We start from the raw sequence: 24,698 nt of genomic DNA, 5'->3' as shown, positions 1-24,698 counted from the left end.
CCGTCGGGCCCGTGTGGCCCGGAGCGCCCTGCCGCGCAACGTCCCCGGCAGTCATCAGCCCCCCGTAGGATGGTCCTCATGGCAAAGACCGGTACGACGACCCAGGGGCTGCGCGCGGCGATCGAGCGCAGTGGCTACTACCCGGCCCTCGTGGCCGAGGCGGTGGAGGCCGCCGTGGGCGGTGAGCCGGTCGCTTCGTACCTGGTGCACCAGGAGACCACCTTCGACTCCAACGAGGTGCGCCGCCACGTCACGGTCCTGGTCCTGACGGACAACCGTTTCATCGTCAGCCACACCGACGAGCAGAACGCCGACACCAGCTCCCCGACCCCGTACGCCACCACCTCCACGGAGTCGGTCAAGCTCGACCGGATCTCGTCGGTCGTGGTCAGCCGGGTCGTCGCCAACCCCGAGAAGTACGTGCCCGGCACGCTGCCCCGCGAGGTCGTCCTCACCATCGGCTGGGGCGCGGTCTCCCGGATCGACCTGGAGCCGGCCGCCTGTGGCGACCCCAACTGCGAGGCCGACCACGGCTACACCGGCAACTCCACCGCCGACGACCTGAGCCTGCGGGTCAGCGAGGCCGGGGACGGCCCGGACACCGTCCGCCAGACCCTCGCCTTCGCCCAGTCCCTCTCCGAGGCCACGGCCGCGACCGCGGCGACCGGCCGCTGATGGCACAGCCGGCCTGGCAGGACCCCGTTCTGCTCCCCGTCGAGAGCGCCCCGGTGCCGGAGTACGGCAGCGGATCGCTCGCCGATCTGCTGCCCACGCTCGTCGCCGGACAGGGTGTTCCGGGCTTCACCGCGGCGATCCCCGAACTCACCCCCGCCGACCGGAACTGCGTGTTCCTGATCGACGGCCTCGGCTGGGAGCAGATCAAGGCCCACCCCGACGAGGCACCGTTTCTGCACTCCCTGCTCCCCACCTCGCGCGGCGGCACCGGCCGTCCGATAACGGCGGGCTTCCCGGCCACCACGGCGACCTCGCTGGCCTCCGTGGGCACCGGCCTCCCGCCCGGGGAGCACGGCCTGCCCGGCTACAGCGCGCGCAACCCGGAGACCGGCGAGCTGATGAACCAGCTCCGCTGGCGGCCCTGGACCTCCCCGAAGGCCTGGCAGCCGTACCCCACCGTCTTCCAGCTCGCGGACGCCGCGGGTGTGCGTACCGCCCAGGTCTCCGCCCCCGCCTTCGAGCAGACCCCGCTCACCAAGGTCGCGCTCAGCGGCGGCTCGTTCCTCGGCCGGCTCTCCGGCGAGGAGCGGATGGACACCGCCGCCGAGCGGCTCGCCTCGGGTGACCGGTCGCTCGTCTACACGTACTACAGCGAGGTCGACGGCAAGGGCCACCGCTTCGGTGTCGACTCCGACGCCTGGCGCGGCCAGCTGATGTACGTGGACGGCCTGGCGCGGCGCCTGGCCGAACAGCTCCCGCCCCGCTCGGTGCTCTACATCACCGCCGACCACGGCATGATCGACATCCCGTTCGACGAGCAGTCCCGGATCGACTTCGACGAGGACTGGGAACTGCGCGCGGGTGTCGCCCTGCTCGGTGGCGAGGGCCGGTGCCGGCATGTGTACGCCGTCCCGGGCGCCGAGTCGGACGTACTGACCGTCTGGCAGGAAGTGCTCGGCGAGCAGTTCTGGGTGGCGAGCCGGGACGAGGCGATCGCGGCCGGCTGGTTCGGCCCGAAGATCGACGAACGGGTCCACGGCAGGATCGGCGACGTCGTCGCGGCGGCCCACGACGACGTGGTGATCACCGCCTCCGTCAACGAGCCGAACGAGTCCGCGATGGTCGGCATGCACGGCTCGATGACCCCCGTCGAGCAGCTCGTCCCGCTCCTCGAAGTACGCTCCTGACCGCGTTTCTCCCCCACATCGCTTCCCATGCCCGAAAGGTGCTCGACCCCTCATGCCCGAGCTTGTGTTCTTCTCCGGAACGATGGACTGCGGAAAGAGCACGCTGGCGCTCCAGATCGGCCACAACCGGTCGGCCCGCGGCCTGCAGGGCGTGATCTTCACGCGTGACGACCGGGCGGGGGAGGGCAAGCTCTCCTCGCGCCTGGGGCTGGTCACCGAGGCCGTCGAGGCCGACGAGGGTATGGACCTGTACGCCCATCTCGTCGACCGGATAAGCCGGGGCGGCCGGGCGGACTATGTGATCGTCGACGAGGCGCAGTTCCTGGCTCCCGTCCAGATCGATCAGCTCGCACGCATCGTCGACGACCTGGACCTGGACGTCTTCGCGTTCGGCATCACCACCGACTTCCGGACCAAGCTGTTCCCCGGCTCCCAGCGGCTGATCGAACTGGCCGACCGGGTGGAGACGCTCCAGGTCGAGGCGCTCTGCTGGTGCGGCGCGCGGGCCACGCACAACGCCCGGACGGTCGGCGGCGAGATGGTTGTCGAAGGCGCCCAGGTGGTCGTGGGGGACGTCAACCAGCAGGCGGGCGAGGTCGGTTACGAGGTGCTGTGCCGACGGCACCACCAGCGCAGGACCACCAGCGCCACCGCCCGCGCGGGCGTGCTGTCGCCGGACGTACTGCCCGTCACCTCCGCCTGAACCGCCCGTCGGCCACCCGCCCGCGGCTGCTTAGGATGAGGCCGTGAACACGGTGAGCGCGGAAGCGGAAGAGGACGACTCCGGACCGGGCCCGCTGGGCAAGGTGCAGCCCAGACAACTGATCGTGACCGTCTACGGGCTGTACGCGCGCGACACCGACGGCTGGATGTCGGTGGCCTCGCTGATCCAGCTGCTCGCCGACCTCGGCGTCGAGGCGCCGACCGTACGCTCCTGCGTCTCCCGGCTGAAGCGGGCCGGACTGCTCGAAGCACGGCCGGTGTCCGGAGCGGCCGGCTACCGGATCTCGCCCGAGACCGAGCGGATCCTGCGCGACGGCGATCCGCGTATCTTCGCGGCCCGGCGGGCCACCGTCGACGAGGGCTGGGTACTGGTCGTCTTCTCGGTGCCCGAGTCCGAACGTGCCAGGCGGCACACCCTGCGCACCCAGCTCACCCGGCTCGGCTTCGGTTCCGTGTCCGCCGGGGTGTGGATCGCGCCGGGGCATGTGCACGACGAAGCGGAGTCCATGCTGGCCAGGCACGGCCTGCGCTCGTACGCCGACCTCTTCCGGGCCGACTACCTTTCGGCCGGCGGGGGAGACGCAGAGGAACTCGCCGCGAAGGTCCGTTCCTGGTGGGACACCGCCCGGCTGCAGCGGCTGTACGTCGAGTTCCTCGCCGCGCACCGCCCGGTGGCCGAGCGGATCGCGAACGGCAGCGCGGTGACGGACCGGGAGGCGTTCGCGACGTACATCAGGGTCCTCACCGACTGGCGCCGGCTCGTCTACCTCGATCCCGGGGTCGCGCGTGAACTGCTGCCCGCCGAGTGGAGCGGAACCCACGCCTCCGAGCTCTTCGACGAGATGCACGCCCGGCTGGCCGGCCCCGCCCGTCGGCACGTCGAACGGGTCCGGGCCGGCTGAGACGCCGCCGTCGGACCGGCTCAGCGAGGGGCCGACCGGACGATCGTGAACGCCGCGCCCTCCGGGTCCGCCACGGTCGCCACCCGGCCGCTCGCGCCCTCCCGGGGCGGCTGCAGGACGTACCCGCCGAGCTCCACCACCCGCCGGGCGGCCTCGTCGGTGTCGGAGACCTCGAAGTACGTCATCCAGTGCGGGCCCCGGTCGCGCGGCAGGGCGTGGCCGACACCGTGCAGCGAGGCCACCGGGCGGCCCTCCAGATGCAGGGTCTGGTAGTCGAAGTCGGCCGAGACGACCGCCTCCGCCTCGTAGCCGAAGACGGTCTGGTAGAACTTGCAGACCGTCGCGGTCTCGCGGGTCACCAGTTCGTTCCAGACCGGCGTGCCGGGGGCACCGGCGAGCGCGGTACCGACGTGCGCGGCGGCCTGCCAGATGCCGAAGACCGCGCCCCCGGGGTCGGAGGCGATGGCGAGCCGGCCCGCCTCACCCGCGTCGAGCGGGCCCACGGCGACCGTGCCGCCGCAGGCCCGGATGGACTCCGCCGTGAGATCCGCGTCGTCGGTGGCCAGATAGGTCGTCCAGGCGACCGGCAGATGCCGGTCGGGCGGCAGCTGTCCGAGGCCCGCCACCACTTTTCCGTCGATCAGCGCCCGGACGTACGGACCCAGCTGGTCCGGACCCGGCACGAATTCCCAGCCGAACAGGTCGGCGTAGAAGTCCTGGGTCGTACTCAGACCGTGCACGATCAGACTCACCCAGCAAGGTGTTCCGGGCGTACGCGGGGCGGCAACCTCGGTCATCGTCACTCTTTCCTCGGACCATCGGGGTGGCCTTACGGGGGGAACGGGGCCGGTGCGCCGTTGTGCGGTACGGGATGTGTACGCCCCGTGCAGATGTTGGCACCACCCGGCACACGATGTGCTCCGGCCGCGCCGCACTTTCCGGATCTCGACGCAGGGAGACCGATTTGCTGCGGTGCACCCGTTTCGAGGGTGTTACGGGCAGGGCGCCTCCTGCGCGAGGATGGCACCCATGAAGCCCATCATCACCGCATCCGAATACGCGAGCGAGTCGGCGGGGCCACGTCCGCCGGTGCTCCTGGACGTACGTTGGCAGCTGGGCGGCCCGAACGGGCGGCCCGACTACGAGGCCGGGCACATTCCCGGTGCGGTCTTCGTCGACCTGGATGCGGAACTCGCCGGCCCCGCGGGCAGCGGCGGCCGCCATCCACTGCCCGATCCGGACGAATTCGGGGCCGTGATGCGCCGGGCAGGTGTCTCCCGGGACACCCCGGTGGTCGTGTACGACGGCGGTCAGGGCTGGGCGGCGGCGCGTGCCTGGTGGCTGCTGCACTGGACGGGCCACCTGGACGTCAGGGTCCTGGACGGTGGTCTCGCCGCCTGGACGGGTGGGCTCCAGACCGGGGCCCCGGCCCCGGCCGAGGGCGACTTCCGGCCCGCTCCCGGCGCGCTGCCGCTGCTCGACGCGGACGGAGCGGCGGCGCTGGCCCGCTCGGGGCTGCTGCTCGACGCACGGGCCGCCGAGCGCTACCGGGGCGATGTGGAGCCGATCGACCGGGTGGGGGGCCACATCCCGGGCGCCGTCTCGGCCCCGACCTCCGAGAACACCGGGGACGACGGCCGGTTCCTGGCCCCGGAGGCGCTGGCGGTCCGCTTCAAGGAGCTCGGCGCCGACCGGGCGGACGGGATCGGCGTCTACTGCGGCTCCGGCGTCTCCGGCGCCCACGAAGTCCTGGCCCTGGCTGTCGCCGGGATCCCCGCGGCGCTGTACGCGGGCTCCTGGTCCGAGTGGTCCGGCGACGAGTCCCGCCCGGTCGCCACGGGGCCCGAGCCCCAGTAACGGCGGGCGATCCGGCCGGGACCGCCGCCCCCGGCCCCATAAGCGCCGGGGGCGGCGGACGCGGACGGCACGAGGGCCCGTACGCAGTGGCGTACGGGCCCTCGTCATGCCGTGGTTCCCCCGCTCAGTCCTGCTTCTTGCGGCGGGTACCGAAGACGATCTCGTCCCAGGTCGGTACGGCGGCCCGGCGGCCCGGCCGGACGCCGTCCGCCTCGGCCTGGCGGTCCGTCGTACCGGTCAGCCGGTCGCGGTGGCCGGCCACCGCTCGCGGCATCAGCACATCCGCGTAGGCGGAACCGGCGCCCGCGGAGGCTGCCGCGGCAGGTGGCTCGTCGGCCTCCGGCTCCTGTGCGGCGGGCTCGATCGCGGGAGGCTCGGGCTGCGTCGGCCGTTCCGGCACCACCATGTCGCCGCGGAAGCTCGGCACCGCCTCCAGCAGGCTGGTCAGCGAATCGCGCTCACCGGCCGAGACGGACGCGATGTGCTCCTCGGGCTCGGGCGGGGGCGGCGGGGCGGTGGGCCGCTCCATCTGGCGGTCCAGGGCGCGGTCCAGCGGCCGGTCGCGCGGCAGCCGGGCGATCCGGGGCACGAAGGGGAAGCTCGGCTCGGGCGCGGCGACGTCGTCGGTCTCGCCGATCAGCGAACGCGCCTCGTCGTCCACGGCCTGGACCAGCCGGCGCGGCGGGTCGTAGGTCCAGCTGGCCGAGTGCGGCTCGCCCGCGACCCGGTACACCAGGAGGACCTCCCAGGTGCCGTCGTCGCGGCGCCAGGAATCCCACTGGACGGTCTCCTTGTCGGCGCCGCGCAGCAGCAGCCGCTCCTGCACCGCCTCGCCGAGCTGGGGTCCGGTGTTCTCGCCGGGACGGCGCACGGGAGTCTTCCGGGCCCGCTCGGCCATGAAGGCGCGCTCCGCGAGCACGGGGCCTTCGAAGCGGCGGACACGGTCGACGGGGATCCCCGCGAACTGGGCGACCTCCTCCGCGGAGGCACCGGCTCGTATCCGTGCCTGGATGTCGCGGGGGCGGAGGTGGCTCTCCACCTCGATCTCGATCTGGCCGAGTCGCGCGCGGTCGTTGCGCACGGCGGCTCGCAGCCGCTCGTCGATGGGAAGCGTGTACTCCGTGCTGTCCGCAGCCTTGAGCACCAGTCGTGTGCCGTCGTTGGAGACGGCCACGACACGCAGTTCGGGCATGGGGACCTCCCGGGTGGTGCCTGCCGACGTCACGTGCGTCGCTGCTTCCGCTAGTCGAGTGTGGCCTGCCCGGGTGCAGCCTGCCACAACATTGCCGTGTTGCCCGGCGTGTCGGGCGTGAGCCCTTGATCGCCGGTATGACACGGTGACCTATTCTGCAACAGAAAGTGACCGCTGGTCACCTCATGTAGCCAGTCGCCGTGCGATGCCGTGGCGCCGCCGGATCGAGTGCCTCCTTCGGCCCCCTCCCGAAGATCCCGGACACCCGCTCGGGAGTCCGGCCCCAGGGCTCGCCACAGTACTCCATTCGGGCCACCAGGGTGGACCGCCGCGCCGTCGAAGTTCTCGTGAGGTGCGGGAGTTGGGCTACCCGGCCCGGGGCGGCGCACCCTTCGCGCGTGTCCTGCTTCACAGAATCCCCCGAAGCGGAACTAATCACTTCGCTCAAATGTCCCTTCTTGTTGCATGGTGGGAGAGGTGTCAATCAAGGGCTGGAAATGGTGCAGAAGCCGGAAAGTGACATAGAACCCAAGGAAAGGCGAATAGATCTGAGCCTGCCGCAGGTGGCGGGCAGTGCCGTGGCAGCGGTCGCGGCAGCGGTGGCCGCCTCCCAGCTGGGTGTGTACGGAACGATCCTCGGCGCCGGAGTGATGAGCGTCGTCGCCACCTGCGGGGGTTCCGTCTTCCAGCACTTCTTCCGTCGCACGGGGGAGCAGATCCGCGAGGTCACCGTCCAGGTGAAGCACCCGGGCCGCGAGGTGACGGTGCACACGCGCGAGACGAGCGGTGCGCGTACGGCGAAGGGGACGCGGCGGCCGCCGGCCGGTGCTCCCCGAGGAGCCGCGGATGCCGAGGACGCCACCACGGTGCTGCCCGCCATGGACGCCACGACCGTGCTGCGCAGGGCGGACGGCGCGGCTCCGCCACCCGCCCCGGCCGACGATCCGGACCGCACCCGAATGCTGCGGCCCCTCGACGCGACCCAGCTGCTCACCACGGCACGCCCCGACCCGGACGAGGAGTTCTCCGAAGCCAGCACGCACGGCACCCGGATCCGGGGCTGGAAGCGGTCGGCGCTCGGCGCGGCGGTGGTCTTCGTCCTCACGATGGCCGGAATCACCACGTACGAGCTGGTCTCCGGCAACGACCTGAGCGGTGGTCAGGGCACGACCGTCGGCTCCGTCGTGCGCGGCGGCGAGCGGGGTTCCGGGCCGGACGGTCCGGCGCCGACGACGAGCACCGGTCCCGGCCAGGAGCGGACGCCCGGTCAGGAGAGCGGCGCGACGTCCGGTACGGACCCGCAGGGCGGCGCGAGCCGGAGCCCGGATCCGGGACAGGGCGACCGCTCCCCGGCCGATCCGACGCCCGGCCCCACGCAGTCCGGCAGCACCGGTGACGGTACGAACCCGCCCCCGGCGGCCACTCCCTCCCCGTCGGCCCCCGCCGACGGCGCCACCGCCGGCACGGACCCCGCGGGCGAGGCCCCGGCACAGGGCAACGGCGCCACCGCAGGCACGGACACCGGGCAGTGACGAACGGCCCCGCGCACCCCGGGCAGGTACGCCCTGGGTGCGCGGGGCCGTCGCGGGCCGGAAGGGCCTACTCGCCCAGGACCCGGCGCAGGTAGTCGTTGCCGAACAGCCGGTCCGGGTCGAGCCGGTCGCGTACGGCGGTGAACTCGCCGAACCGCGGGTACACCCCGGCGAGGTACTCGGCGTCACGGGTGTTGACCTTGCCCCAGTGCGGGCGGCCTGCGTGGGCGGTCATGATGCGCTCGACCGCCGTGAAGTACGCCTGGTAGGGCGTGCCCTTGTAGAGGTGGACCGCGATGTACGCGCTCTCGCGGCCCGAGGCCGTGGAGAGCGCGATGTCGTCCGCGGGGGCGGTACGGACCTCCACCGGGAAGCTGACCCGCAGCGGCGAACGCTCGACCATCGCCTTCACCTCGCGCAGCGCCTCCACGGCGGCCTCGCGCGGCAGCGCGTACTCCATCTCCACGAAGCGGACCCGGCGCGGGCTGGTGAAGACCTTGTAGGGGATGTCGGTGTACGTGCGGGCCGACAGGGCGCGGCTGGAGAGCTTGGCGATCGAGGGAATGGTGGCGGGCACCGCCCGGCCCAGCGAACAGGCCACCTGGAAGAGCCCGTTGGAGAGGAGCTCGTCCTCGATCCAGCCGCTGACCTTTCCGGGCGGGGCGGCGGGGCCGGCGCTGCGGTTGTTGCGCTTGGTGTTGCAGTTCCCGGTGTGCGGGAACCAGTAGAACTCGAAGTGCTCGTTCTCGGCGACCAGCTCGTCGAAATCGCCCATGACCCGGTCGAAGGTCATCGGCTCCTCACGGGCCGTCAGCAGGAAGACCGGCTCCACGGCGAAGGTGATCGCCGTGATGACACCCAGCGCGCCGAGCCCGATCCGGGCGACGGCGAAGATGTCGGCGTTCTCCTTCTCCGAGCAGGTCAGCACCGTGCCGTCGGCGGTGACCAGTTCGAGGGCGCGGATCTGTGCGGATATGGACGCCGACTCACGGCCGGTGCCGTGGGTGCCGGTCGAGGTGGCGCCCGCGACCGTCTGCTCCATGATGTCGCCCATGTTGGTGAGCGAGAGGCCCTCGCGGGCCAGCGCCGTGTTCAGCCGCTTCAGCGGGGTGCCGGCCTCGACGGTCACCGTCATCGCCTCGCGGTCGATGTTCCGGATGCCGGTGAGCAGGTCCGGGCGGATCAGCACACCGTCGGTGGCTGCCGTCGCGGTGAAGGAGTGGCCGGTGCCGACCGGCTTCACCCGCAGACCGTCCTCGGACGCGCGGCGCAGCACCTCGGCCAGCTCCGGGACGGAGGCCGGGGACACGGCCCGAACCGGTCGGGCGCTGACATTCCCCGCCCAGTTACGCCACGCGTTCGTCATCGTCCGTGCGTCGGTCATCTTCCGCGCGCCCTTCCATGAGAACCGGCCCGCTGAGCCGGCGATACCCCAGGAACGCCACCGCGGCCGCGAGCGTTCCCGCCGCGACGGGCACCGCGTACCCCGCCTCGGCCCCCGACGCGTCGACCACCCAGCCGGCGGCCGAGGAGCCGAGCGCCACTCCGACGGCGAGCCCGGTGCTGGTCCAGGTCATGCCCTCGGTCAGTTCGGCGCGCGGTACGTGCTGCTCGACGAGGGCCATGGTGGTGACCATCGTCGGTGCGATGGCGAGACCCGCGACAAAGAGCGCCACGGCCAGGAACGGCAGGCTCCCGGCCAGTTGGAGGGGGATCATACTCACGGCCATCGCACACACACCCACCAGCCACCTGGTGGACGCCTTCCGCTTGAGATGGAGCAGCCCGAAGACCGCTCCGGCCAGACAGGACCCCAGCGCGTACACGGCCAGTACGAGGCTGGCCGCGGCCTTGTGGCCCCGCTCCTCGGCGAAGGCAACCGTCACCACGTCGACGGACCCGAAGATCGCGCCGGTGGCCACGAACGTCACCACGAGCACATGGAGGCCCCGGGAGCGCAGCGCGGAGCCGCCGGTGTGCTCCCGGCGCGGATGCGGAACGGGCTCGGTGGCCCGCTGCGCGGTCAGCCAGAGGACACCGACGAGCAGGAACCCGGCCGCCAGGAGCGGCCCCGCCTCCGGGAACCAGGCGGTGGACAGACCGATCGAGATGATCGGCCCGAAGATGAAGCACACCTCGTCGACGATCGACTCCCACGAGTACGCGGTGTGCAGCTGCCGCGGCGAACCTCGGTAGATCTCCGCCCAGCGGGCCCGGATCATCGAACCCACGCTGGGCACGCAGCCGGCGCCCGCCGCGAAGACGAAGAGCGTCCAGTCGGCCAGTTGCTGCTGCGCGCAGAACAGCAGCCCGGCCACCGCCGCCAGCGCGACCAGCGTGGCGGGACGCAGGACCCGGCGCTGTCCGTGCCGGTCGACGAGCCGGGAGATCAGCGGCCCGATCACCGCCGCCGACATCGCCAGCGTCGCGGAGAGCGCGCCGGCCAGCCCGTAACGGCCGGTGAGCTGGGAAATCATGGTCACCACACCGATGCCCATCATGGACAGCGGCATCCGGCCGAGGAAGCCGGCCGCCGAGAATTCCTTGGTGCCGGGGGCGACGAATATCGCGCGGTAGGGACTGGGCAAGGAGGGCTCCGGAACAGCGTGATCGCGCGCGCCTGTAATACGCGGACGTAACCGATACAGCCTACGGTCGGCGCGATCGGTCCGGCAGCGGGGCCTGCCCCGGAGCCGACGTCGGTGGGAAGGCTGTCCGAGGCGGGTGGCAGGATCGGTGCCATGTCCGATCTGCGCGATCCCGCCCCCTACGACGCCCTGCTGCTGCTCTCCTTCGGCGGCCCCGAAGGCCCGGACGACGTGGTCCCGTTCCTGGCGAACGTGACCCGTGGCCGAGGCATCCCCGAGGAGCGGCTGAAGGAGGTCGGCAAGCACTACTTCCTGTTCGGCGGCGTCAGCCCGATCAACGCCCAGAACAGGGCCCTGCTGGACGCCCTGCGCAAGGACTTCGCCGAGCACGGGCTGGATCTCCCGGTGTACTGGGGCAACCGCAACTGGGCGCCGTACCTCACCGACACCCTGCGCGAGATGACCGCCGCTGGGCACCGCCGCATCGCCGTCCTCGCCACCAGCGCCTACGCCTCCTACTCCGGCTGCCGGCAGTACCGCGAGAATCTCGCCGAGTCACTGGCCGTCCTGGAGGCGGAGGGGCTGCCGGTGCCCCGGGTGGACAAGCTCCGGCACTACTTCAACCACCCCGGGTTCGTGGCACCCATGGTGGACGGCGTCCTCGCCTCCCTGGCCGGCCTCCCCGAGGACGTACGGGCCGGGGCGCACCTCGCCTTCACCACGCACTCCATCCCCACCTCCGCCGCCGACACCTCCGGCCCCGTGGAGGCGCACGGCGACGGCGGCGCCTATGTCGCCGAGCACCTCGACGTCGCCCGGCTGATCGTCGACGCGGTGCGCGAGGAGACCGGCGTCGAGTACCCCTGGCGGCTCGTCTACCAGTCGCGCAGCGGCGCCCCGCACATCCCCTGGCTGGAGCCCGACATCTGCGACCACCTGGAGGCACTGCACGCGGACGGGGTGCCTGCCGCGGTGATGGCCCCCATCGGATTCGTCTCGGACCACATGGAGGTCTTGTACGACCTCGACACGGAGGCCACCGCGAAGGCCGCCGAGCTGGGGCTGCCGGTGCGCCGGTCGGCGACCGTTGGCGCCGACCCGCGGTTCGCCGCGGCCGTGCGCGAGCTGGTGCTGGAGCGCGCCGCCACCGAGCGGGGACAGGACGTGCAGCGGTGCGCGCTGGGCGCGCTCGGGCCGGGCCATGACCTCTGCCCGGCCGGCTGCTGCCCGGCCAGGGCCCCGAAGCCCGCCGCGGCGGGCGCCGACAGCCCGTACGCGTAACCGCCCCGCCGCACGCCCACGAACCCCTGGAGAGCCGTGACCGACCCGAACCTGTCCGAACTGCTCGCCCTCGCCCTGGAGGCCGCCTCACGCGCGGGCGCGCTGCTCCGTGACGGCCGTCCGGCCGATCTGGGAGTGGCCGCGACCAAGTCCAGCCCGATCGACGTCGTCACCGAGATGGACCTCGCCGCCGAGAAGCTGATCACCGGCTTCCTGACCGAACGCCGCCCGCAGGACGGCTTCCTCGGCGAGGAAGGGACCAGCGCCGAGGGCAGCAGCGGCATCCGCTGGGTCATCGACCCGCTCGACGGCACCGTGAACTACCTCTACGGCCTGCCCACCTGGGCGGTTTCCATCGCCGCCGAACGGGACGGCGTGCGGGTCGTGGGCGTGGTGGAGGCCCCGATGCGCCGCGAGACGTACCGGGCGGTGCTGGGCGGCGGGGCGTACGCCGAGGGCGGCGCGTACGGCGACGGCGCCGCGCTGCGCTGCCGGCCCGCGCCGCCGCTCGACCAGGCGCTCGTCTCGACCGGTTTCAACTACGTCAGCGAGGTCCGTACGCACCAGGCGGACGTGGCCCACAAGCTGATCCCGCGGTTCCGGGACATCCGGCGCGGCGGCTCCGCCGCCGTGGACCTCTGCGACGTGGCCGCGGGCCGTCTCGACGGCTACTACGAGCGCGGGCTCCACCCCTGGGACCTGGCGGCGGGCGATCTCATCGCCCGCGAGGCCGGCGCCCGCACCGGCGGGCGTCCCGGGCTGCCCGCCGACGGTGATCTGACGGTCGCCGCCACGCCGGGCGTCTTCGAGCCGCTGCAGGCCCTTCTGGAGGAGTTCGGCGCCTGGCACGACTAGGGTCTTTCGTTTGGATCAGGCCAGACCCCGCGAGCCCGGCATGATCCTGACGAGAGGCCCTGGGGCCTCTCGTCAGGCTGCCGTCTGCCGCGCGGCGCGCGAGAAGGGCCCCCGATGCCGGTCCCGGCATCGGGGGCCCTTCCCGCGTGACGTGCTCAGACGCTGGTGGCGCCGATTTCGACGCCGTGCTCGGCGGCGAGGCGGTGAAGGTCGTCCAGCTCGCTCTGCTCGACGTCCGCGAGGAAGTCGTCGCCCGTCTCCCGAGCTCTCGTGAGGTCGTACTCGGTTGTCTTGATCCGCTGCAGCAGACCTGCGGTGAAAGCGTCCATAATGCGCCCCCTCATCGTGGGTCGGTGGCACGGGGGTGTGCCCGGGGTTTCCCTCCGCACGGAGGCGGTAGGGCGGGTGATCACGCGCTCTCCGGGGACGGAGTGGCCTGTGGCACGCCACATTCAAGGCGTGATCTCGGGTGTGAATGCGTCCTCCCCGGGCCGGAACCCGGGGAAACCTCAACTGGCCCGAAAATCCGGTGAATTCCGCCGAGCCCCAGGTCGCGGGGGGTCGTCTTACCGCCGGTTTATGCGCGTTGAGTGCAGGATGGTGCCGCACAGACCTGTGCCGACGGGTGTCCGGACCACGGACCGTGGGCACTCCGGGACGTTCTGAAGTTTCTACATAGGTTTCTAAGGAAGGACAGCGCCGTGCGCGTACTCGTCGTGGAGGACGAGCAGCTGCTCGCCGATGCGGTGGCCACCGGATTGCGCCGGGAGGCCATGGCCGTCGATGTCGTGTACGACGGTGCGGCGGCCCTGGAGCGCATCGAGGTCAACGACTACGACGTCGTGGTGCTGGACCGGGACCTCCCCCTGGTCCACGGCGACGACGTCTGCCGTCGGATCGTCGAGCTGGGCATGCCGACCCGGGTGCTGATGCTCACCGCGTCGGGCGATGTCAGCGACCGTGTCGAGGGCCTGGAGCTCGGGGCCGACGACTACCTGCCCAAGCCGTTCGCCTTCAGCGAGCTCACCGCGCGGGTGCGGGCGCTCGGCCGGCGTACGACGGTGGCCCTGCCGCCCGTCCTGGAGCGGGCCGGCATCAAGCTCGACCCCAACCGGCGCGAGGTCTTCCGGGGCGAGACGGAGGTCCAGCTCGCACCCAAGGAGTTCGCCGTGCTGGAGGTCCTGATGCGCAGCGAGGGCGCGGTCGTCTCGGCCGAGCAGCTGCTGGAGAAGGCCTGGGACGAGAACACCGACCCGTTCACCAATGTCGTCCGGGTGACGGTCATGACGCTGCGCCGGAAACTCGGCGAGCCGCCGGTGATCGTCACCGTGCCCGGTTCCGGCTACCGGATCTGACGGCCGATGCCCACCGCCCCCGCGCCGCCGACGGCGCCCCCGAAGCCCACCTGGGAGCCCAAACAGCAGGAGCCCCCCTACTGGCTGCGCCCGACCATCCGGATACGGCTCACGCTGCTCTACGGCGGCATGTTCCTGATCGCCGGAATCCTGCTGCTGTCGATCATCTACATGCTGGCCGCGCAGGCCCTGCACGTGGGCAGCGAGCTGCCGTTCGAGATCGTCAACGGGCAGGTCAGGAGCGATGTCTGCAACCTGCCCGAGAAGGCATCTCCGGAAGCCTTCAACGCGGCGATGAACTCCTGCGTCAACCACCAGCGGCAGCAGGCGCTCGACACGCTCCTGAACCGCTCGCTGCTGGCCCTGGTGGGGCTGAGCGTCATCGCCTTCGCCTTCGGTTACGCGATGGCCGGGCGCGTGCTCTCGCCGCTGGGCCGGATCACCCGCACCGCCCGCAGGGTGGCCGGGACCGATCTGTCCCGCCGGATCGAGCTGGACGGCCCGGACGACGAGCTGAAGGAGCTCGCCGACACCTTCGACGAGATGCTCGACCGCCTGGAGCGGGCCTTCACCGCCCAGCAGCGGTTCGTCGGCAACGCGTCGCACGAGCTGCGCACGCCGCTCGCGATCAACCGCACACTGCTGGAGGTCCACCTGTCCGACCCTCAGGCCCCGCCGGAGCTGAAACAGCTCGGCAAGACCCTGCTGGCCACCAACGAGCGCAGTGAGCAGCTGGTCGAGGGCCTGCTGCTGCTGGCCCGCAGCGACAACCAGATCGTCGAGCGCAAACCGGTCGACCTCGCCGAGGTCGCCTCGCGCGCGATCGACCAGACCCGCGGCGAGGCCGAGGAACGAGGCGTGGAGATCCGCGGCGAGCGGGCCCCGGCCGTCGTCCAGGGCAATGGCGTCCTGCTGGAGCGGATCGCGCTGAACCTCGTACAGAACGCCGTGCGCTACAACGAGCCGGAGGAGGGCTGGGTGGAGGTCACCACCGAGCTCCAGGGCGGTCAGGCCCTGCTGGTGGTCTCGAACACCGGCCCGGTGGTGCCGGCGTACGAGATCGACAACCTCTTCGAGCCCTTCAGACGGCTCCGTACGGAGCGAACGGGCAGCGACAAGGGGGTCGGGCTCGGCCTGTCGATCGCGCGCTCCGTGGCGCGCGCACACGGCGGCCGTATCATCGCGGAGCCCCGTGAAGGTGGTGGTCTTGTGATGCGCGTCTCACTGCCCGTCTGAGACGGCCGGGCGGACCGATCCGGGCACGAATTAATTTGTTCGCTTTGAGCGGAATTTTCGGGACCTGCGCCCGGATCGTCCGTGTGTGATCGATCACAGGAGCGAATTTCGGACCGTCAACGCTCCGTGATCAGGGATCCCACCGGAAAACCCGCAAAATTCGGGGTTTTCGGGGCCCGATATCACGGGAAGTACACGGGGTGGCGCCCGTGAAGCGTGACACCGGGACCGTGTACGGTCCCCATCGCCACCCAAGCCGGCCACTCCCGAGCGGCCCTTTTGGGTGTCGATTGAGTAACAGACCTTGATGTGAGGCAAAATCTCCGCCTCGGGTCGGGCACAAGTCCGGCCTCTCACGCGTTACGTGCGCTGAGACACCGCAGACACCCAGAGGGGGAGAGCGACATGGCAACGGATTACGACACCCCACGCAAGACCGATGACGACGTCGACCAGGACAGCCTCGAAGAACTCAAGGCTCGCCGGAGCGACAAGACGGCGTCCGCCGTCGACGTCGACGAATTCGACGCGGCCGAAGGACTGGAGCTGCCCGGCGCAGACCTGTCCAACGAAGAACTGGCCGTCAGGGTCCTGCCCAAGCAGGCCGACGAGTTCACGTGCATGAGCTGCTTCCTCGTGCACCACAGGAGCCAGCTGGCACGCGAGAAGAACGGCCAGCCGATCTGCCGCGACTGCGACTAGGTCGTAACGGCCGTGGCAGGCGACACACCGTTCCGGAAGCGGCGCTTGCGGCGCAAGAAGAGGTCGTCGGAGGCGTATCAGGGCGGTACAGGCCCGGCAGAAGGCGTGACAACGCCTGCCGAGCGGTCCGCCCTGCCACCCTCCCAGGGCGAGCGGGACGGCGAGCGAGGCCGGCCGGCCTCGCTCGAAGCAGTCGTCGCGGCAATCGAAGAAGTACACGCGGCGATCGAAGAAGTCGACGCGGCCGATGGGGCCGGACAGGTCGACAGGACGGAGCCCGTGACCGGGGCAGGCCGTCTGAGTTCAGTGAAACGGGGCGTACGCAAGGGCGGGGAGAGCGCCAAGGCGGCGATCGGTCATATCGCCGACCTGATCATCGAGAACGCTCCCCGCGTCCCTGTGCGCGATCTCGCCACCCTGCGCAAGCAGTTCCCCGGGCTCGGCCCGGAGGAGCTCGCCGACAAGCTCATCGCAGGCGCGAGCAAGGGCACCGCCACCGTCGGCGCCGGAATCGGCGCGGCGGCGATGATGCCCGTACCACCCGCCATGCTCGCCGAGCTGGCGGCGGAGATCACCGGTGTGGCAGCGATCGAGATGAAGCTCGTCGCCGAGCTGCACGAGGTCTACGGACAGCGCCCGCCGGGCGGGCTCGGTCAGCGTTCCAGCGCCTACCTCACGTCCTGGACGGAGGAGCGCGGAATCGATGTCGCCCACCCCACGACGGTCAATGCCGCGCTGGGCGGCCAGATGAAGCGCGAGCTGCGCCAGCAGATCATGAAACGCATGGCGCGCGATCTGCCGAACCTGGTTCCGTTCATGATCGGCGCCGCCGTCGGCGCGATGATGAACCGGCGCGACACCAGAAAGCTCGCCGAACGCGTCAGGAAGGACCTGCGCAAGCGCCAGGTCCCCTGGGACCGGCTTCCCGAGCTGCCTCCGCTGGAGCGGCAGGTGGGCCCGCGCGGACCCCTGCCGGGCGAGCCGGAGGCCTAGGGTCTCTCGTTCGGACCATGCCGGGCTCGCGTGCCCTGGGGTCTTTCGCCTGGAACCAGGCCCGGGGTCGCGGGGCCTGTGAACGGCCCTGACGGCCTCGCCGGGGGCCCGGGGCGTCCCCCGCCCGGATCAGGCGCGTACGGCCGTGAGCGCCGCCACCAGGGCCTGCGGCTCGCGGGTCGAGAGATAGACGTACGGGGTCGGGTCCTGCGGGTCGGTGATCTCCACCCGGACCGCCGTCGGGATGTAGCTGCGCAGCAGCATGAACGCCCGGGTGTCCGCCTTGTACGTGCGCCACGCGCGCGCCTCCTCCCCCTCCAGCACCTCGGCCTCGCCGAGCGCCGTCACGGGGATCCGCGCGTCGCCGGCGACCAGGGCGCCCGCCACGACCCGGATCCTGGCCGAGCCGTACGAGCTCACCGCGACCGCCGACAGGGCCGTGCCGCCCACCAGACCGGCCAGCAGCGGCAGGGTGCCGAGCGGCAGCAGCATCAGCGCACAGGCGATGCCGACCAGAAGGGCGATGAGCCACCACGAACGGGGTGCGGTCAGTCGTTCGTCGAAAGGCGGGGTGGAAGGCTGCATGAACCCAAGCTTGGCACGGCGCGACCCGCGGGTAGCCGCGCGGGTAAGGTCTGCGCCTGTGAGTGGAACATCTGCGGCTCTGAAGCCCCCGGCCGACGCGGTGATACCGGTTCGGCACCCCGAAGCCCCGGCCCCCGGCGAACTCCTCGGTGCGCACTACGAACACTGTTTCGGCTGCGGCGAAGGACAGCAGCACGGGCTGCACCTCCAGGCGCGGGCCGGCGACGGCGTCAGCGTCACCGCCGAGTTCACCGTGAAGGCCGCCCATCAGGGCGCCCCGGGGCTGGCGCACGGCGGCATCCTGACCACCGCGCTGGACGAGACGCTCGGCTCGCTGAACTGGCTCCTGCGGGTGATCGCCGTGACCGGACGGCTGGAGACCGACTTCGTGCGCCCGGTGCCGGTGGACACCGTGCTGTACCTCGACGCCGAGATCACCGCGGTGCACGGCCGGAAGATCTACTCCCGGGCGACCGGCCGGATCGGCGGCCCGGACGGACCCGTGGCGGTCCGCGCCGAGGCCCTCTTCATCGAGGTCAAGGTCGACCACTTCATCGAGAACGGCCGCCCGGCCGAGATCCAGGCGGCGATGGCCGACCCGGACCAGATCAGGCGTGCCCGTGCCTTCGAGGTGAACCCCTGATGCGCGGACCCGTGGACGTGCTGATCCGGCGGATCGACCCGGACGTGCCGATTCCGGCCTATGGGCACCCGGGCGACGCCGGGGCGGATCTCGTGACCACCGAGACCGTCGAACTAGCCCCCGGCGAGCGGGCTGTGCTGCCCACCGGGGTGTCGATCGCACTGCCCGACGGATACGCCGCGTTCGTCCACCCGCGCTCCGGCCTCGCCGCACGCTGTGGAGTCGCCCTGGTGAATGCCCCGGGGACGGTTGATGCCGGGTACCGTGGAGAGATCAAGGTGATCGTCATCAACCTCGACCCGCGAGAGCCCGTGAGGTTCGAGCGGTTCGACCGGATTGCCCAACTGGTCGTCCAGCAGGTCGAGAAGGTGCGCTTCCACGAGGTGGCGGAGCTGCCGGGTTCGGCCCGCGGCGAGGGAGGCTTCGGATCCACCGGAGGGCATGCCTCCGGTGATGTCGATGGCGTCAGGGGCGGGAATACCCAGGGCGGGAACAGCTACGCTTCGGTCGTACCCGACCGGGAAGGACAGTGACGTGTTCGGACGTCGCAAGAAGAGTGGTTCCGCCGAGGACACGGCGGACGAAGCGCGCGAGGCCGAGCAGGTCGTCGACGAGCTCGATGACACCGACGGCGCCGACAGCGGCTCGCGTCGGGTGAACCTCCCGCCGGCGCCCCGGCCGGACGGGCCGTGGGACGTCTCCGAGGTCTCCCAGCCCGCCGAGGGCCGGGTCGACCTGGGCGGCATCTTCGTGCCCGGCGTCGAGGGCATGGAGCTGCGCGTGGAGGTGGCCGGTGACGCGATCGTCGCCGCGACCGTGGTGCTGCGCGACAGCGCCGTCCAGCTCCAGGCCTTTGCCGCGCCCAAGAAGGAGGGCATCTGGGGCGAGGTCCGCGAGGAGATCGCCTCCGGCATCACCCAGCAGGGCGGGATCATCGACGAGGTCGAGGGCCCGCTGGGCTGGGAGCTGCGTGCCCAGGTCCCCGTACAGCTCCCGGACGGAACGAACGGCGTGCAGCTGGTGCGCTTCGTCGGCGTCGACGGTCCGCGCTGGTTCCTGCGCGGAGTGATCTCCGGCCAGGGCGCCGTGCAGCCGGAGGCCGCCGGGCTGCTGGAGACGATCTTCCGGGACACCGTGGTCGTCCGGGGCGAGGGCCCCATGGCGCCGCGCGACCCGATCGTCCTCAAGCTGCCCAACGATGCCCAGATGGTCCCCGAGGGGGTCCAGCAGGAGAGCCAGGAGGGCTCGAAGTTCTCCGGTGGCATGGGCCAGCTCCAGCGCGGACCCGAGATCACCGAGGTGCGCTGAGCGGCTGCGGGCAGCCGCCCGGCACAGCTTCGGCCGGTGGGCCGTATCCCCTTGCGAGGGGGTGCGGCCCACCGGCCGTTCTGCGTCCGGGGCGGTTTCCGGACAGCGCACGGAAGGTGCGCGTATGGGGCGCGTATGGGGCACGTATGTGCGCCGTCAAGGGCCCGACGTTCCCCGTAAGGAAGCCATCAACGCAGGCCAGAAGGGTCGTGGCGAGGGGTTTGCTCAAGAGGTCCGAGAATCCGTACCTCATCTAGGAGCACACGATGGCCGATGTGGCCTTCGTCGTCACCACGATCGCGGTCTTCGCGCTGGTGGCTCTCGTTGCCAAGGGGGTGGCGAAGCTGTGACTGCCGAGAACATCGTCGGTCTGGTAGTGGCCGTCGCCCTGCTGGGCTATCTCGTCCTCGCCCTTCTGTACCCGGAGAGGTTCTGAGCGCGATATGAGCCCCGTCCTCGCTGGTGTGCTCCAGGTCCTCGCGCTCGTGGTGGCGCTGGGGCTGGCGTACCGTCCGCTCGGCGACTACATGGCCGGTGTCTACTCCTCGACGAAGCACCTCCGGGTCGAGAAGTGGATCTACAAGGCCGTCGGCGCCGACCCGAACGCGCAGATGCGCTGGCCCGCGTATCTGCGCGGGGTGCTCGCCTTCTCCGCGGTGAGCGTCCTCTTCCTCTATCTGCTGCAGCGGCTCCAGGGCTCGCTGCCCGGTTCGCTCGGCTTCGCCTCGATCGACCCGGACCAGGCGTTCAACACGGCCGCGTCGTTCGTTGCCAACACCAACTGGCAGTCGTACTACGGCGAACAGGCCATGGGCCACGTCGTGCAGACCGGCGGCCTCGCGGTGCAGAACTTCGTCTCGGCCGCCGTCGGCATGGCCGTGGCGGTGGCCCTCGTACGCGGCTTCGCCCGCTCCCGCACCGGTGAACTCGGCAACTTCTGGTCCGACCTGGTGCGCGGCACCGTACGGATCCTGCTGCCGATCGCCGTGGTCGGCGCGCTGCTGCTCGTGGCCTGCGGCGCGATCCAGAACTTCGCCGGCATCCACGAGGTCGGGCAGTTCATGGGCGGCTCGCAGCAGTGGAACGGCGGCGCCGTGGCCTCCCAGGAGGCCATCAAGGAGCTGGGGACGAACGGCGGCGGCTACTTCAACGCCAACTCGGCCCACCCGTTCGAGAACCCCAACGGGCTGTCCAACCTCCTTGAGATCTTCCTGATCCTGGTCATCCCCTTCGCGCTGACGCGGACCTTCGGCCGGATGGTCGGTTCGCTCAAGCAGGGTTACGCGATCCTCGCGACGATGGGCGTCATCTGGCTGGGCTTCACCACCCTGATGATGTGGACCGAATTCTCCCACCACGGGCCCGCGTTCGACATCGCGGGCGGGGCCATGGAGGGCAAGGAGACCCGGTTCGGGATCGCCGGCTCGTCGATGTTCGCGGTGGCCACGACCCTCACCTCCACCGGCGCGGTGAACTCCTTCCACTCCTCGTACACCGGCTTCGGCGGCGGGATCACGATGCTGGGCATGCAGCTCGGCGAGATCGCGCCCGGAGGCGTGGGTTCCGGCCTCTACGGCATGCTCGTCATGGCGATCATCGCGGTGTTCATCGCCGGGCTGATGGTCGGCCGTACGCCGGAGTACCTCGGCAAGAAGATCGGCACCCGTGAGATCAAGCTCGCGGCCTGCTACATCCTGATCACCCCGTCGCTGGTGCTCTGCTTCACCGCCGCGGCGATGGCGCTGCCCACCCCGCCCCACTCGATGACCAACACCGGCGCCCACGGATTCTCCGAGATCCTCTACGCCTACACCTCGGGCGCGAACAACAACGGTTCGGCGTTCGCCGGGCTCAACGCGGACACGCAGTGGTTCAACACCACGATCGGTCTCGCGATGCTGCTCGGCCGGTTCCTGCCGATGGTGTTCATCCTGGCGCTGGCCGGCTCGCTCGCCGAGCAGAAGCCCGTACCGGCGACCGTGGGAACCCTGGGCACGCACAAACCGCTGTTCAGCGGACTGCTGGTCGGCACGATCCTGATCATCACCGGGCTGACCTACTTCCCGGCCCTGGCGCTGGGGCCGCTGGCCGAGGGGCTGGCGTCATGACCACTCGTACGGAGCAAGAGGACTCGATGTCCACTGTCACCCCCACCAGGGCACCGCACCAGGACGCGCCCACGGGTCACCAGAGCGAAGGGCGCGTCGGCGCGGGCCTGTTCGACCCCGCACAGCTGATCCGGTCCTTCCCCGACGCCCTGCGCAAGCTCGACCCCCGGGTGATGGTCAAGTCCCCGGTCATGTTCGTCGTGCTGATCGGTTCGGTGTTCACCACCGTGCTGGCGTGCCTGGACCCGGGGGAGTGGTTCGGCTGGGCGATCGCGGCCTGGCTCTGGCTGACCACGATCTTCGCCAACCTGGCGGAGGCGGTCGCCGAGGGCCGGGGCAAGGCGCAGGCCGACACGCTGCGCAAGGCCAAGACCGACACCGTCGCCCGGCGGCTGATCGGCACGAACGAGGAGCGGGTGCCCGGCACCGAGCTGCGCGTCGGTGACCTGGTGGTCTGCGAGGCCGGTGACATCATCCCCGGCGACGGAGATGTCGTCGAGGGCGTCGCGAGCGTCGACGAGTCCGCGATCACCGGCGAGTCCGCCCCGGTCATCCGGGAGTCCGGCGGTGACCGGAGCGCCGTCACCGGGGGTACGAAGGTGCTCTCCGACCGCATCGTCGTCAAGATCACCACCAAGCCCGGCGAGACGTTCATCGACCGGATGATCGCCCTGGTCGAGGGCGCCGCCCGGCAGAAGACGCCCAACGAGATAGCGCTGAACATTCTTCTCGCGTCCCTCACCATCGTCTTCCTGCTCGCCGTCGTCACCCTCCAGCCCTTCGCGATCTACGCCGGGCAGCGGCAGTCGATGATCGTGCTGACCGCCCTGCTGGTCTGTCTGATCCCGACGACGATCGGGGCGCTGCTCTCCGCGATCGGCATCGCCGGCATGGACCGCCTGGTGCAGCGCAATGTGCTCGCCATGTCGGGGCGGGCCGTCGAGGCCGCCGGAGACGTCTCGACGCTGCTGCTCGACAAGACCGGCACCATCACGCTCGGCAACCGGCAGGCCGCCGAGTTCGTACCCGTCAAGGGCACGACCGAGGCCGAACTGGCCGACGCGGCCCAGCTCTCCTCGCTGGCCGACGAGACCCCCGAGGGCCGCTCGATCGTCGTGCTCGCCAAGGAGAAGTACGGGCTGCGCGAGCGCCACCAGGGCGAGCTGCGGCACGCCGAGTGGGTCGCGTTCACCGCCCAGACGCGCATGTCCGGCGTCGATGTGGACGGGCGCAAGGTCCGCAAGGGCGCCACCGGTTCGGTCGTCGCCTGGGTCAAGGAGCGCGGCGGCAGCGTCTCCAAGGACGCGCAGGCACTCACCGACAGGATCTCCGAAGCGGGCGGCACGCCGCTGCTGGTGGCCCTGGAGGACGAGCAGGGGGCCCGGGTCCTGGGGGTCATCCACCTCAAGGACGTGGTCAAGGAGGGCATGCGGGAGCGGTTCGACGAGCTGCGCCGGATGGGTATCCGTACGGTCATGATCACCGGCGACAACCCGCTGACCGCGAAGGCCATCGCCGATGAGGCCGGCGTCGACGACTTCCTCGCCGAGGCCACGCCCGAGGACAAGATGGCCCTCATCAAGCGGGAGCAGGCGGGCGGCAAGCTCGTCGCGATGACCGGCGACGGCACGAACGACGCCCCGGCGCTCGCCCAGGCGGATGTCGGCGTGGCCATGAACACCGGCACCTCGGCCGCCAAGGAGGCCGGGAACATGGTGGACCTGGACTCCAACCCCACGAAGCTGATCGAGATCGTCGAGATCGGCAAGCAGCTGCTCATCACCCGTGGTGCGCTGACGACGTTCTCGATCGCCAACGACGTCGCGAAGTACTTCGCGATCATCCCCGCGATGTTCGCCGTGGTCTATCCCGGCCTGGACAAGCTGAACATCATGCAGCTGTCCTCGCCCCAGTCCGCGATCCTGTCGGCCGTCGTCTTCAACGCGCTGATCATCGTCGCGCTGGTGCCGCTCGCCCTGAAGGGCGTGCGCTACCGGCCCAGCAGCGCCGACTCGATGCTCCGGCGCAACCTCGGGATCTACGGACTCGGCGGTCTGGTCGCCCCGTTCATCGGCATCAAGATCATCGACATGATCATCTCCCTCGTACCCGGGCTGAACTGAATCTAGGAATCGGCTGACCTGCCATGAACAACTCCGTAGCAAACACCGCCCGGTTGCTCTGGGCCGGGCTGCGCGCCCTGCTCGTCCTCACCGTCGTCTGCGGCGTGCTCTACCCGCTCGCCGTCACCGGCGTCGCCCAGGGCATCTTCCCCGACAAGGCCAACGGCTCCGAGATCACCGAGAACGGCAAGGTCGTCGGCTCCGAACTCATCGGCCAGCGCTACGACCTGCCGCTGGAGAAGGGGCAGGAGACCGCGGCCCCGGACCTCAAGTGGTTCCAGCCGCGCCCCTCCAACGGCCTCGGCACCAACAGCGTCAACGCCCAGTACAAGCTGATCCTCTCCGGCGCGACCAACCGCTCCGGCGACAACAAGGAACTCATCGACTGGGTGAAGGCCGCCAAGGCCGCCGTGGTCAAGGACAACTCCGTCCCCGGCCACCCGGTCAGCCCCTCGGACGTGCCGGCCGACGCCGTCACCTCCTCCGGCTCCGGCCTCGACCCGGCCATCTCCCCGGCGTACGCACAGCTCCAGGTGCGCCGGGTGGCCGAGCGGAACCACCTCCCCGTCGACCGGGTGGAGAAGCTCGTCGAACAGCACACCGACGGCCGGATCCTGGGTTTCGTGGGGGAGCCGAGGGTCAATGTCCTCCAGCTCAACATCGCCCTCAAGCAGCTGGTGAAGTGAACGATCGAAGTGCACGGTGAAGTGAACGGGGCCTGAGAAGGCCCGCGTGGCGGGGGGGCCGGGGGGGCCCCCCCGCCCCCCCCCCCCCTGTTTTCCCGGGTCGGCGGGCCCGGGCGCCCGGTTTGGCCGGGCCGGGCCGGGGCCCGGGGGGGGGCCCCCCGGGGGCC

The 24,698-nt window shown here is 71.0% G+C and carries 25 protein-coding genes; 19 read left to right on the top strand and 6 right to left on the bottom strand.

What is annotated here, in order from left to right; translation table 11 throughout:
• The first annotated feature begins 78 nt into the window (after nucleotides 1-78).
• Genes ACFYY7_RS07370 through ACFYY7_RS07355 form a run of 4 tightly spaced genes read left to right on the top strand, consistent with a single transcriptional unit; the run spans nucleotide 79 to nucleotide 3,487 of the window.
• Nucleotides 79-675: a DUF5998 family protein gene (locus ACFYY7_RS07370; protein WP_093539487.1), complete on the top strand. Its 597-nt coding sequence runs from the start codon at nucleotides 79-81 to the stop codon at nucleotides 673-675.
• Complete coding sequence (locus tag ACFYY7_RS07365) at nucleotides 675-1,862, top strand: alkaline phosphatase family protein (RefSeq protein ID WP_388658196.1); 1,188 nt, start codon at nucleotides 675-677, stop codon at nucleotides 1,860-1,862. Before ACFYY7_RS07370 ends, ACFYY7_RS07365 begins: the two co-directional genes overlap by 1 nt.
• Nucleotides 1,863-1,914: 52 nt before the next feature.
• Complete coding sequence (locus ACFYY7_RS07360) at nucleotides 1,915-2,565, top strand: thymidine kinase (RefSeq protein ID WP_266729269.1); 651 nt, start codon at nucleotides 1,915-1,917, stop codon at nucleotides 2,563-2,565.
• Between the two features lie 43 nt (nucleotides 2,566-2,608).
• Entirely contained in the window at nucleotides 2,609-3,487 is an 879-nt protein-coding gene (locus tag ACFYY7_RS07355; protein ID WP_388658193.1) for a PaaX family transcriptional regulator C-terminal domain-containing protein, read from the top strand.
• 20 nt (nucleotides 3,488-3,507) lie between these two features.
• On the opposite strand, the gene ACFYY7_RS07350 is transcribed toward ACFYY7_RS07355, so the two are convergent.
• The gene (locus ACFYY7_RS07350) at nucleotides 3,508-4,284 is read right to left on the bottom strand and encodes a VOC family protein (RefSeq protein WP_388658190.1); all 777 of its coding nucleotides are present in this window, start codon (nucleotides 4,282-4,284) and stop codon (nucleotides 3,508-3,510) included.
• A 232-nt stretch (nucleotides 4,285-4,516) separates the two neighbouring features.
• Between ACFYY7_RS07350 and ACFYY7_RS07345 the strand changes: the two genes are divergently transcribed.
• Complete coding sequence (locus tag ACFYY7_RS07345) at nucleotides 4,517-5,344, top strand: sulfurtransferase (protein ID WP_388658187.1); 828 nt, start codon at nucleotides 4,517-4,519, stop codon at nucleotides 5,342-5,344.
• Nucleotides 5,345-5,468: 124 nt separating this feature from the next.
• Here ACFYY7_RS07345 and sepH read toward each other — a convergent pair whose 3' ends face one another.
• Nucleotides 5,469-6,536: a septation protein SepH gene (gene sepH / locus ACFYY7_RS07340; protein WP_351262554.1), complete on the bottom strand. Its 1,068-nt coding sequence runs from the start codon at nucleotides 6,534-6,536 to the stop codon at nucleotides 5,469-5,471.
• A 497-nt stretch (nucleotides 6,537-7,033) separates the two neighbouring features.
• Here sepH and ACFYY7_RS07335 point away from each other — a divergent pair, with 497 nt between their 5' ends.
• Entirely contained in the window at nucleotides 7,034-8,068 is a 1,035-nt protein-coding gene (locus ACFYY7_RS07335; RefSeq protein ID WP_388658184.1) for a hypothetical protein, read from the top strand.
• 67 nt (nucleotides 8,069-8,135) lie between these two features.
• Here the strand turns inward: ACFYY7_RS07335 and ACFYY7_RS07330 are convergent, their stop codons facing one another.
• Entirely contained in the window at nucleotides 8,136-9,452 is a 1,317-nt protein-coding gene (locus tag ACFYY7_RS07330; RefSeq protein ID WP_388658182.1) for a D-arabinono-1,4-lactone oxidase, read from the bottom strand.
• Nucleotides 9,415-10,656, bottom strand: a complete 1,242-nt coding sequence (locus tag ACFYY7_RS07325) for an MFS transporter (RefSeq protein WP_388658179.1) — start codon at nucleotides 10,654-10,656, stop codon at nucleotides 9,415-9,417. The genes ACFYY7_RS07330 and ACFYY7_RS07325 overlap by 38 nt, the downstream gene beginning before the upstream one ends.
• A gap of 153 nt (nucleotides 10,657-10,809) precedes the next feature.
• Here ACFYY7_RS07325 and ACFYY7_RS07320 point away from each other — a divergent pair, with 153 nt between their 5' ends.
• Together ACFYY7_RS07320 and ACFYY7_RS07315 are read left to right on the top strand one after the other, a co-directional pair.
• A complete protein-coding gene (locus tag ACFYY7_RS07320; RefSeq protein WP_388658177.1) occupies nucleotides 10,810-11,937 on the top strand; it encodes a ferrochelatase in 1,128 nt (375 codons plus the stop codon).
• A gap of 36 nt (nucleotides 11,938-11,973) precedes the next feature.
• Nucleotides 11,974-12,792 carry an inositol monophosphatase family protein gene (locus ACFYY7_RS07315; RefSeq protein WP_388658174.1) on the top strand — a complete coding sequence of 273 codons (819 nt, stop codon included), beginning with the start codon at nucleotides 11,974-11,976 and terminating at the stop codon, nucleotides 12,790-12,792.
• A gap of 155 nt (nucleotides 12,793-12,947) precedes the next feature.
• Here ACFYY7_RS07315 and ACFYY7_RS07310 read toward each other — a convergent pair whose 3' ends face one another.
• Nucleotides 12,948-13,121: a hypothetical protein gene (locus ACFYY7_RS07310; protein ID WP_164495334.1), complete on the bottom strand. Its 174-nt coding sequence runs from the start codon at nucleotides 13,119-13,121 to the stop codon at nucleotides 12,948-12,950.
• A 372-nt stretch (nucleotides 13,122-13,493) separates the two neighbouring features.
• Between ACFYY7_RS07310 and ACFYY7_RS07305 the strand changes: the two genes are divergently transcribed.
• The 4 genes from ACFYY7_RS07305 (at nucleotide 13,494) to ACFYY7_RS07290 (ending at nucleotide 17,078) form a co-directional block, all read left to right on the top strand.
• Entirely contained in the window at nucleotides 13,494-14,147 is a 654-nt protein-coding gene (locus ACFYY7_RS07305) for a response regulator transcription factor (RefSeq protein WP_072485872.1), read from the top strand.
• Nucleotides 14,148-14,153: 6 nt separating this feature from the next.
• Nucleotides 14,154-15,383 (top strand): sensor histidine kinase, encoded by a 1,230-nt coding sequence (locus ACFYY7_RS07300; RefSeq protein WP_388658171.1) that lies wholly within the window; start codon nucleotides 14,154-14,156, stop codon nucleotides 15,381-15,383.
• A gap of 405 nt (nucleotides 15,384-15,788) precedes the next feature.
• Nucleotides 15,789-16,085, top strand: coding sequence for a DUF4193 domain-containing protein (locus tag ACFYY7_RS07295; protein ID WP_003965732.1), 297 nt, complete (start codon nucleotides 15,789-15,791; stop codon nucleotides 16,083-16,085).
• Between the two features lie 12 nt (nucleotides 16,086-16,097).
• The gene (locus ACFYY7_RS07290; RefSeq protein WP_388658169.1) at nucleotides 16,098-17,078 is read left to right on the top strand and encodes a hypothetical protein; all 981 of its coding nucleotides are present in this window, start codon (nucleotides 16,098-16,100) and stop codon (nucleotides 17,076-17,078) included.
• Between the two features lie 129 nt (nucleotides 17,079-17,207).
• Here the strand turns inward: ACFYY7_RS07290 and ACFYY7_RS07285 are convergent, their stop codons facing one another.
• Complete coding sequence (locus ACFYY7_RS07285) at nucleotides 17,208-17,663, bottom strand: DUF3093 domain-containing protein (RefSeq protein ID WP_266729257.1); 456 nt, start codon at nucleotides 17,661-17,663, stop codon at nucleotides 17,208-17,210.
• 58 nt (nucleotides 17,664-17,721) lie between these two features.
• Here ACFYY7_RS07285 and ACFYY7_RS07280 point away from each other — a divergent pair, with 58 nt between their 5' ends.
• From ACFYY7_RS07280 to ACFYY7_RS07250, 7 genes are all read left to right on the top strand, one after another.
• The gene (locus ACFYY7_RS07280; protein ID WP_388658166.1) at nucleotides 17,722-18,306 is read left to right on the top strand and encodes a PaaI family thioesterase; all 585 of its coding nucleotides are present in this window, start codon (nucleotides 17,722-17,724) and stop codon (nucleotides 18,304-18,306) included.
• On the top strand, nucleotides 18,306-18,839 hold the full coding sequence (dut, locus tag ACFYY7_RS07275; RefSeq protein WP_388658164.1) for a dUTP diphosphatase: 534 nt from the start codon (nucleotides 18,306-18,308) through the stop codon (nucleotides 18,837-18,839). Before ACFYY7_RS07280 ends, dut begins: the two co-directional genes overlap by 1 nt.
• A gap of 1 nt (nucleotide 18,840) precedes the next feature.
• Nucleotides 18,841-19,614 (top strand): DUF3710 domain-containing protein, encoded by a 774-nt coding sequence (locus tag ACFYY7_RS07270; RefSeq protein WP_388658161.1) that lies wholly within the window; start codon nucleotides 18,841-18,843, stop codon nucleotides 19,612-19,614.
• A gap of 346 nt (nucleotides 19,615-19,960) precedes the next feature.
• Nucleotides 19,961-20,050: a K(+)-transporting ATPase subunit F gene (gene kdpF / locus ACFYY7_RS07265; protein WP_078075662.1), complete on the top strand. Its 90-nt coding sequence runs from the start codon at nucleotides 19,961-19,963 to the stop codon at nucleotides 20,048-20,050.
• Nucleotides 20,051-20,057: 7 nt separating this feature from the next.
• Nucleotides 20,058-21,722 (top strand): potassium-transporting ATPase subunit KdpA, encoded by a 1,665-nt coding sequence (gene kdpA / locus ACFYY7_RS07260; RefSeq protein ID WP_388658158.1) that lies wholly within the window; start codon nucleotides 20,058-20,060, stop codon nucleotides 21,720-21,722.
• 26 nt (nucleotides 21,723-21,748) lie between these two features.
• Entirely contained in the window at nucleotides 21,749-23,845 is a 2,097-nt protein-coding gene (gene kdpB / locus ACFYY7_RS07255; protein ID WP_388658417.1) for a potassium-transporting ATPase subunit KdpB, read from the top strand.
• A gap of 23 nt (nucleotides 23,846-23,868) precedes the next feature.
• Nucleotides 23,869-24,531: a potassium-transporting ATPase subunit C gene (locus ACFYY7_RS07250; RefSeq protein WP_388658156.1), complete on the top strand. Its 663-nt coding sequence runs from the start codon at nucleotides 23,869-23,871 to the stop codon at nucleotides 24,529-24,531.
• Nucleotides 24,532-24,698: the final 167 nt, after the last annotated feature.

This window comes from Streptomyces sp. NPDC001933 (genome assembly GCF_042890955.1).
GTDB lineage: Bacteria > Actinomycetota > Actinomycetes > Streptomycetales > Streptomycetaceae > Streptomyces.
The sequence above is the reverse complement of the archived record's forward strand: the minus strand, read 5'-3'. Positions and strand labels throughout refer to the sequence as shown.

What these genes read in the sequence shown, in the direction of transcription:
- ACFYY7_RS07370 (WP_093539487.1), top strand. Translation starts at nt 79, where the DNA reads ATGGCAAAGACCGGTACGACGACCCAGGGGCTGCGCGCGGCGATCGAG.
- ACFYY7_RS07365 (WP_388658196.1), top strand. Translation starts at nt 675, where the DNA reads ATGGCACAGCCGGCCTGGCAGGACCCCGTTCTGCTCCCCGTCGAGAGC.
- ACFYY7_RS07360 (WP_266729269.1), top strand. Translation starts at nt 1,915, where the DNA reads ATGCCCGAGCTTGTGTTCTTCTCCGGAACGATGGACTGCGGAAAGAGC.
- ACFYY7_RS07350 (WP_388658190.1), bottom strand. Translation starts at nt 4,284, where the DNA reads ATGACCGAGGTTGCCGCCCCGCGTACGCCCGGAACACCTTGCTGGGTG.
- ACFYY7_RS07345 (WP_388658187.1), top strand. Translation starts at nt 4,517, where the DNA reads ATGAAGCCCATCATCACCGCATCCGAATACGCGAGCGAGTCGGCGGGG.
- sepH (WP_351262554.1), bottom strand. Translation starts at nt 6,536, where the DNA reads ATGCCCGAACTGCGTGTCGTGGCCGTCTCCAACGACGGCACACGACTG.
- ACFYY7_RS07335 (WP_388658184.1), top strand. Translation starts at nt 7,034, where the DNA reads ATGGTGCAGAAGCCGGAAAGTGACATAGAACCCAAGGAAAGGCGAATA.
- ACFYY7_RS07330 (WP_388658182.1), bottom strand. Translation starts at nt 9,452, where the DNA reads ATGACCGACGCACGGACGATGACGAACGCGTGGCGTAACTGGGCGGGG.
- ACFYY7_RS07320 (WP_388658177.1), top strand. Translation starts at nt 10,810, where the DNA reads ATGTCCGATCTGCGCGATCCCGCCCCCTACGACGCCCTGCTGCTGCTC.
- ACFYY7_RS07310 (WP_164495334.1), bottom strand. Translation starts at nt 13,121, where the DNA reads ATGGACGCTTTCACCGCAGGTCTGCTGCAGCGGATCAAGACAACCGAG.
- ACFYY7_RS07300 (WP_388658171.1), top strand. Translation starts at nt 14,154, where the DNA reads ATGCCCACCGCCCCCGCGCCGCCGACGGCGCCCCCGAAGCCCACCTGG.
- ACFYY7_RS07295 (WP_003965732.1), top strand. Translation starts at nt 15,789, where the DNA reads ATGGCAACGGATTACGACACCCCACGCAAGACCGATGACGACGTCGAC.
- ACFYY7_RS07285 (WP_266729257.1), bottom strand. Translation starts at nt 17,663, where the DNA reads ATGCAGCCTTCCACCCCGCCTTTCGACGAACGACTGACCGCACCCCGT.
- dut (WP_388658164.1), top strand. Translation starts at nt 18,306, where the DNA reads ATGCGCGGACCCGTGGACGTGCTGATCCGGCGGATCGACCCGGACGTG.
- kdpA (WP_388658158.1), top strand. Translation starts at nt 20,058, where the DNA reads ATGAGCCCCGTCCTCGCTGGTGTGCTCCAGGTCCTCGCGCTCGTGGTG.
- kdpB (WP_388658417.1), top strand. Translation starts at nt 21,749, where the DNA reads ATGTCCACTGTCACCCCCACCAGGGCACCGCACCAGGACGCGCCCACG.
- ACFYY7_RS07250 (WP_388658156.1), top strand. Translation starts at nt 23,869, where the DNA reads ATGAACAACTCCGTAGCAAACACCGCCCGGTTGCTCTGGGCCGGGCTG.